This window comes from Streptomyces sp. WM4235 (assembly GCF_001279725.1).
In the GTDB taxonomy this organism is placed as follows: Bacteria; Actinomycetota; Actinomycetes; order Streptomycetales; family Streptomycetaceae; genus Streptomyces.
Genome location: NZ_LGDE01000070.1, coordinates 1 through 7,145 on the forward strand (window position 1 = coordinate 1; position 7,145 = coordinate 7,145).

Below are 7,145 nucleotides of genomic sequence, written 5' to 3' on the forward strand. Positions count from 1 at the left end.
TGCGAGCAGACGTCCACGAAGGCCTGGCTCGCCCGCCGCAGACCGTCGAACCAACGGCCCTCCAGCGCCTCGCGCACCCAGATCTGCTCCTGGTGCATCTTCTCCCTGATGGTCTCCGCGGGCAGCGTCGCCGTCTCCAGGTGACGGTGGGAACGCAGCAGCAGGGTCGCCGCCGGCATCTCCCTCACCTCCAGGACCTTCTGTCCTGCGGCCAGGTGTTCCAGCCCGGAGTAGCGACCGATTCCGTGGGCGCCGACCCTTCGGTTGAGCGTCTCGACGAGCTCCGTCAGCGGCAGGGCACGACCGTCCACCGAGACGGGCCGGCCACGGTCGAAACCGATCTCGATCTCCTCCGGTCCCGTACCGGGCCGGGGAACGCTCCACCGGTACAGCTCCTCCGGCACGGCGTGGTCCTCGGGGTCGTCGAGGATCCCCGACTCGAACTCCCGACACCACAGGTTGGAGTCGCCGCTGACCAGTCGCTCGTTCAACTGGTCGAGCCCGGCCTCCTTCAACTCGTGCATCTTGCGACCCCGGTCGACGGGGGTCAGATCGTACGGGCTGCCGTGGCGCCCGGCGAACCCGAGCAGGTCCAGGGCCCCGTTGAGCCGGCGCAGGGTGTTCTGCGAGCGGTTCGCGGTGTGCAGCACCGTACCGGCGCCGAGTTCGCGCGCCGTGTCCACGGCTATCTCGGCGATCAGCGGCCGGCTCAGGGAGCTGCTGATCGGGTGGGTGTCGAGGTACACCGCGTGCGCGGCTATCGCGGGGCGGACGTACTCCTCCGCGAACCTCTCGCGGGCGTCCACCAGGTGCAGCCGGATGCCGAGTTGGTCGGCCATCGCCTGCTTGTGCGCGCTGCTCTCGTCCTCGCCGAGGTCGACGCTGAGCGCGTGGACGTCCCGCACGCCCGCCCGCACCAGCCGCAGCAGCAGGTAGGTGCTGTCCAGGCCCCCACTGAAGAGGGTGACCACGGGGGAGGACAGGTCCGGCGCGTGGAGGCGGAGGTCGTCGAACGAGCGGATCGGGGTCCGGGGTCTCATTGTTCCTCCTCGTGCCGCTCGGCGAGGGCGGCGCTGAACTCCGCGACGGTGGGCTCGTCGAACACCAGGTGCATCGGCACCTCGAAGCCGAGCAGCTTCTCCAACTTCCGGGTCACACGGATCACCTTGAAGGAGTCCCCGCCGATGTCGAAGAAGTCGTCGTGCAGGCCGATCGCCGGCAGGCCGAGCACCTCGCACCAGACGTCGGCGACGAGCTTCTCCACTTCGCCCGCCTCCCCGGCGGGCGTCTCCAGCGCGGTGGTGGCGGGCAGCGCCGTGAGGGCCCGCTCCGCCAGCAGGGTCCGGTCGAGCTTGCCGTTGGCGGTCAGCGGCAGCTCCGGCAGCACGGTGAGGGCGGCGGGAACCATGTACCCCGGGAGCGCGGAACGCAGTGCCGCGTGGACGGCGGCGGTCATGGCCCGCGGGTCGGTGCCCGGCTCGACGACCAGGAAGCCGACCAGGCGCGCCTCGCCGCCGGACCCGCACGCGACCGCGGCCGCCTGGCGGACCCCGGGGACGCGCAGGGCGGCGGCCTCGATCTCACCGAGCTCGATGCGGTAGCCCCGCACCTTCACCTGGAGGTCCACCCGGCCGAGGAACTCCAGCCCGCCCACCGGGTGGCTCCGCACGAGGTCCCCGGAACGGTAGAGCAGGTCCCCGGGATCGCCGAGGTGGTCCGGGACGAACCGCTCGGCCGTCAGCTCGGGCCGGTCGAGGTAGCCCAGGGCGAGACCGGCGCCCCCTATGTACAGCTCGCCCGGCTCCCCGTCGGCCACCGGACGGCCGTCCTCGTCGAGGATCCGCAGTGTGGTGTCCTCGATGGCCGGGCCGATGTACACGGTGTCCAACTCCGTGTCCCGGGGCGGGACCCACGCCGTGCAGTAGATCGTGCACTCGCTCGGCCCGTACAGGTTGGTGAGCGGCGCGGTGGACCGCGCGTGGAAGCGGCGGACCAGCTCGGGGCCGAGCGGCTCCCCGCCGGTCAGGACCCGGCGCAGCCCGTCGAAACGCTCCTGCGGGCCGCGGGCCAGCAGGAACAGGTCGAGCAGGGAGACCACGCAGTAGAAGGTGGTGATGTCCGCCTCGCGGATCATCCGCGCGAGGTAGTCGGCGTCGCGTTGGCGCCCCGGAGCGGCGATCACGATCGTGGCACCGGTGATCAGTGGCCAGTACACCTCGATGAGGAACATGTCGAAGCTGCACGCGGTGTGGTGCAGCATCCGGTCGTCCTCGCCCAGCCCGTGGGCGCGCTGGAGCGCCTTCAGGCGACTGGCGACCGCCCGGTGCGGGATGAGCGACGCCTTGGGGCGGCCGGTGGAGCCGGAGGTGTAGATGGCCACCGCGGGCTGCTCGGCCAGGTCGGCGGCCGGCTCGAACGCGCCGACTGGCGCCTCGGCCGCGCACTCCTCGACCGTCACCACCTCGACGTCGAGCCCGGCGGGGAGCCGGGACCGGAGGGCCTCGGTGGTGATCAGCAGCCGGGGCCGGCAGTCGGCCAACATGTCGAGGGTGCGTTCCACCGGGTCGTTCGCGTCGAACGCCACCTGGGCGGCGCCGGCGAGGACCACACCGCTCACGCCCGTCACGAACTCCGCGGAACGCTCCACGTAGACCGCCACCCGGTCTCCGGGACGCGCCCGCCGCCGCCGCAGCAGCGAGGCGACCCGCAGGCAGCGGTCCCGGAGTTCGCCCGCGGTGATCTCCCGGTCGCCGTCGACGACGGCGATCCGCTCGGGGGCGTCGTCCCACCGTCTCAACAGCAGGGTGTCGAGCCGGTCGTCGGCCGGTTCGAGAAGGGTGGCCATCACGCGTGTTCCCATCGGTGTGTGGTGTGTGTCTGCTCTGCCGGCCCGCGGCGCGACCCGGGCCGTGTCGTCAGCCGGATTCGGGGAGGGCCTCGGCGAGGGCGGCCGTCAGTTCCCGGACCGTGGAGGCGTCGAAGAACAGCTCGATGTCCAACTCGGCGCCGAGTTCGGCCTGGAGCTTGGACGCCAGCCGCATCGCCCGCAGCGAGTCGCCGCCGAGTTCGAAGAAGTCGTCGTCGAGCCCGACCTCGGGCAGGGAGAGCACGTCCCGGAACAGCTTCGCGATCAGCTCCTCCCGCCCCCGTGCCTCCGCCGTGCCGGCGACCTCCGGCGCGGGGGCGTCGGGCGTCCCCTCCGGCGCGGGCAGCGGCGCCCGCAACGCGAGGAGGTCCGTCTTGCCCGCCGGCGTCATCGGCAGCTCGGCCAGCCCCACGAAGGTTTCCGGAATCATGTACGACGGCAGCCGGCGTCGCAACTCACCCGCCAACCAGGAAGGTTCGAGCACGGCGGAGCGGTCCGCCGGCACGGTCCACGCGACCAGTCGGCCGTCCCGCACGGCCACGGCGGCCCCCGCGACCTCGGTCAGGTCCAGGAGCACCGCCTCGATCTCGCTCGGCTCGATCCGGTACCCGCGCAGCTTCAGCTGCCGGTCGATCCGGCCGAGGACCTCCACCCGCCCGTCGGGCAGCACCCGGGCGTGGTCGCCGGTGCGGAACATCCGGGTCCGCCCCCCGGTGAACGGGTCGCCGACGAAGCGCTCCGCGGTGAGTTCGGGCAGGTTCCAGTAGCCCTCGGCCACCCCGTCGCCACCGATGCACAGCTCGCCCACGCAGCCGATCGGCAGCAGCCCGTCGGCCGGGTCGAGCACGCGCAGCACGGTGTTGGACAGGGGACGCCCCACGGTGACCCGCACGGTGTCCTTGCGGATCTCCTCCACGCTGGAGTAGACGGTGGTCTCGGTGGGCCCGTACATGTTCCACACGCTCGACCCGCGCTCGGTCAACGGGGCCGTCAGGTCCGGCGGGAACGCCTCGCCGCAGCTGTAGAGCCGCGGCCGGTCCACGCCCTGCCAACCGGAGTCGAGCAGCGCACGGTACCGGGAGGGGGTCGCCTGGAGGGCCGTGATGCCGTACCGCTCGACGTACCGGTCCAGTTCGGTGCCGCTCAGCCCCAGCGAGCGGTGGCCGACGTGGACGGTCGCGCCGACGGCCAGCGGTACGAGCAGCTCGGCCAGCGAGGTGTCGAAGGTCAGCGTGGTGAGGGCCAGGAAACGGTCCTCGGCGGTGAGACCGGGGTGCCGGAACGCGAGACTGTCCACGAGGTTCGCGAGCGCCCGGTGGCCGACCGCGACGCCCTTGGGGTTGCCGGTGGAGCCCGAGGTGTAGATGAGGTAGGCGAGCCCGTCCGGGTCCGCGTCGGGCAGGGCCGTCGGGTCGGGTCGGGTGCCGTCCTCGCCGGCGCCGTGCGCGAGCGTCTCCCGGGACAGGTCGAGCACGGCGCCGTTCCAGGACTCCGGCCCGGGCAGCGGCGTGCCGTCGGTGAGCACCAGCGTGGGGGCCGCGTCCTTCAGTACGTACGCGATCCGGTCCGCCGGGTGCGAGGGGTCGAGCGGCACGAAGGCGGCGCCCGCCCGCGCGACGCCGAGCAGCGCGGTGACCAGGTCGGCGCCGCGGCCGAGGCAGACCGCCACCCGGTCGCCGGCGCGCACCCCGAGGTCGACCAGCCGCAGGGCCAGCGCCGTGGCCCGCGCGTCCAGCGCACGGTAGTCGTACGTGGTCGATCCGGCGACCACGGCCGGGTGGTCGGGGCGGTCGCGGACGGCCGCGCCGATCAGGTCGGCCAGGAACGCGCGCGGCGGGGTCCGGTCGATGTCGGTGCCGTTCCAGCGGTCGAGCTGGAGTGCGCGGACCGGCTCGGGGACGGCGAGGAGTTCGCCCACGGGCGTCTGCGGGCGGTCGGCGAACCGGGTGAGGACGGCCGCGACGTGGGCGAGGAGGGCCTCGGCCTCACTCTCGTCGAAGCGGGCCGAGTCCACGATCGCCTGAAGGTGGGTCTCCTCACCGGTCCGCACGACGAGGGTCACCGCGTAGTTCGTGCGGGTCTCGTAGCGGACGTCGGTGATGACCGCGCCGCCGGAGAGCACGGCCCGTGACTCGTCCGGGTAGTTCTCGAACACGACCACGGAGTCGAAGAGCGCGACGCCCGGCTGGAGTCCGGCCCACCGCTGGACGTCGGTCAGCGGGGTGTGCTGGTGCTCCAGGATGGGGTGTCGGGCCTGCGCGTACCGCGAAAGCCAGGCGTCTGCGGGCAGTTCCGGATCGATCCGGGCGCGCGTCGCGACGGTGTTGATGAACATGCCGATCATCTCGCCGGCCCGCTCCAGGCCGGCGGGGCGGCCGGAGACGGTGACGCCGAACACCACGTCCTGCTTGCCGCTGTACCGGGCCAGGGTCCCGGCCCAGGCGGCCTCCACCACACTGCCGAGCGTGGTCGAACGGGACGCCGCGAGGGCCCGCAGCCGGTCGGTGGTCCCGGCCGGCAGGGTCGTGGAGACCCTGCGGTAGTCGCCGGACGGGCGGGCCCCGGGCCGGGTCCCGGGGAGCGTGAGGGTGGCCGGCTCCCGGTACCCGGCGAGGTGCCCGGTCCAGAACTCCCGGTCCCGGTCGGCGTCCTGGTCGCGCAGCCAGGCGATGTGGTCGCGGAACGGCGGCGGCGCCGGGCGACCCGGGTCCGCGCCGCCGAGCGTCGCGGTGACCTCCGCCATCAGCAGGGCGGCCGACCAACCGTCGAGCAGCAGGTGGTGGTAGGTCCACACGAGGAGGTGCTCGTCCGGGAGGCGCAGGACGAGCAGCCGCATCAGCGGGGGTCGGGTCAGATCGAAGGGCTCGCGGCGCCTGCGGTCCAGCTCGCCCGCGATCTCCGTGTCCCGCGCGGCCCCGTCGAGGTGCGACAGGTCACGGAAGTCGACGGGCACCTCGGCGGTCGGCAGGACCACCTGGCGCGGTGCGCTGATCCGCTCGTGGACGAAGGCGGTGCGCAGGACGGGATGTCGGGCGGCGGCGGCCTGCCAGGCCGCCGTGAGGCCTTCGACGTCGAGGTCCCCGCTGACGCGGAAGGTGGTGAGCTCCACGTAGAGGCCGTGCTCCGGAGAGGTCGTGCTGTGGAAGAGCATGCCCTCCTGGGCGGGCGAGAGCGGGTAGATGTCCTCGATGTTGTTCATTGCTTGTCCTCTCCGAACCCGAACAGGTTCATGACCTCTGCCAGGTCCTCGGTGCTGAGATCGGCGTCCGGGAAGGCGCCGGTGTCCGTGCGGGACGGTGTGTCGACGGCGGGGGCCGACCGGCCGGCCCCGGGTGTCCCGGACACCGCGCGTCCCCCGGACGCGGCCTCGGCCGCGTCGCGGAGGTGGGCGGCGAGGCCGCCCGCCGTCGGGTGGGCGAACAGGTCGCTCGGTGCCACGGCCAGGCCGATGCGCTGGAGTTCGGCGGTGATCTGCACGATGGTCAGGGAGTCCGCGCCCAGCTCGAAGACGCTGTCGTCGGCGCCGATCCGGGGCACGCCCAGCATCCGGGACCACACCTCGGCGATCCGCTGCCCGACGTCGTCGGGGTCCACGGGCCGCGCCGTGTCGGCCGGGGCGTCGGTGCGGGGGGCGGCCGCCGTGCCGACCGCCGGTCCGGCGGCCGTGCCGGGCAGCGGGTGCGTCCGGCCGGCGCGCGGGCTCACCAGTACGTGCGGCAGGTGGCGGTTGCCGAGGATCCGTTCGAGGGCCAGCAGACCCCGCCCGGTGGGAATGCCGTCGGTGTCCGCCGGCCGGCCGGGCGCACCCGGGCGGTCCGCGCCGGCGGGCGCGGTGACCGCGCGCAGCACGAACCCCTCGACCGTCACCAGCGGGGAACCGTCCGGCGCGGTGAGGAACACGTCCGCGACCAGGGTGTCGTCGGCGACGGGGTCGCCGGAGCGCATCACCACGTGGGCGCGCAGCGCCGCGCCGAGCTCCCGGTGGACGATCATGCGCCGGTAGGCGACCGGCAGATGACGCCCCGACACGCCGGCCGCGGCGCCCGTCGCCACGTCCAGCAGCGCGGGGTGCAGCGGATGCGCCGCGAGGTCGCCGTGGAACGCCTCGGGCAGGCGCAGCGTCAGCAGCGCCTCCGCGTCGCCCCGCCGGATCCCGTCGAGGCAGTCCCAGCGGGGTCCGGTGGCCAGTCCCACGGCGCCGGTCGGGACGCCGTCTCCGGTCGGGGCGTCCGGGCGCCGGACCGCACCGGCCGTGACCTCGGCTTCGAGGGCCGCCCCG

The 7,145-nt window shown here is 73.7% G+C and carries 4 protein-coding genes; all 4 read right to left on the reverse strand.

Going from position 1 to position 7,145, the window contains the following annotated elements; genetic code table 11:
* Positions 1–1,040, reverse strand: a 1,040-nt coding sequence (locus tag ADK55_RS08380; protein WP_053676850.1) for an argininosuccinate synthase-related protein, incomplete at its 3' end; no start/stop codon positions are given.
* Positions 1,037–2,860 carry a non-ribosomal peptide synthetase gene (locus tag ADK55_RS08385; RefSeq protein WP_078998641.1) on the reverse strand — a complete coding sequence of 608 codons (1,824 nt, stop codon included), beginning with the start codon at positions 2,858–2,860 and terminating at the stop codon, positions 1,037–1,039. The genes ADK55_RS08380 and ADK55_RS08385, both read right to left, overlap by 4 nt.
* Before the next feature lie 55 nt (positions 2,861–2,915).
* Positions 2,916–6,065, reverse strand: coding sequence for a non-ribosomal peptide synthetase (locus ADK55_RS08390; RefSeq protein WP_053676852.1), 3,150 nt, complete (start codon positions 6,063–6,065; stop codon positions 2,916–2,918).
* Positions 6,062–7,145 (reverse strand): polyketide synthase dehydratase domain-containing protein (locus ADK55_RS08395; RefSeq protein ID WP_053676853.1); only part of this gene is annotated, 1,084 nt, incomplete at its 5' end. The genes ADK55_RS08390 and ADK55_RS08395, both read right to left, overlap by 4 nt.

Excerpts from the sequence above, each read along its gene's own strand:
- ADK55_RS08385 (WP_078998641.1), bottom strand. The coding sequence starts at position 2,860 with ATGGGAACACGCGTGATGGCCACCCTTCTCGAACCGGCCGACGACCGG.
- ADK55_RS08390 (WP_053676852.1), bottom strand. The coding sequence starts at position 6,065 with ATGAACAACATCGAGGACATCTACCCGCTCTCGCCCGCCCAGGAGGGC.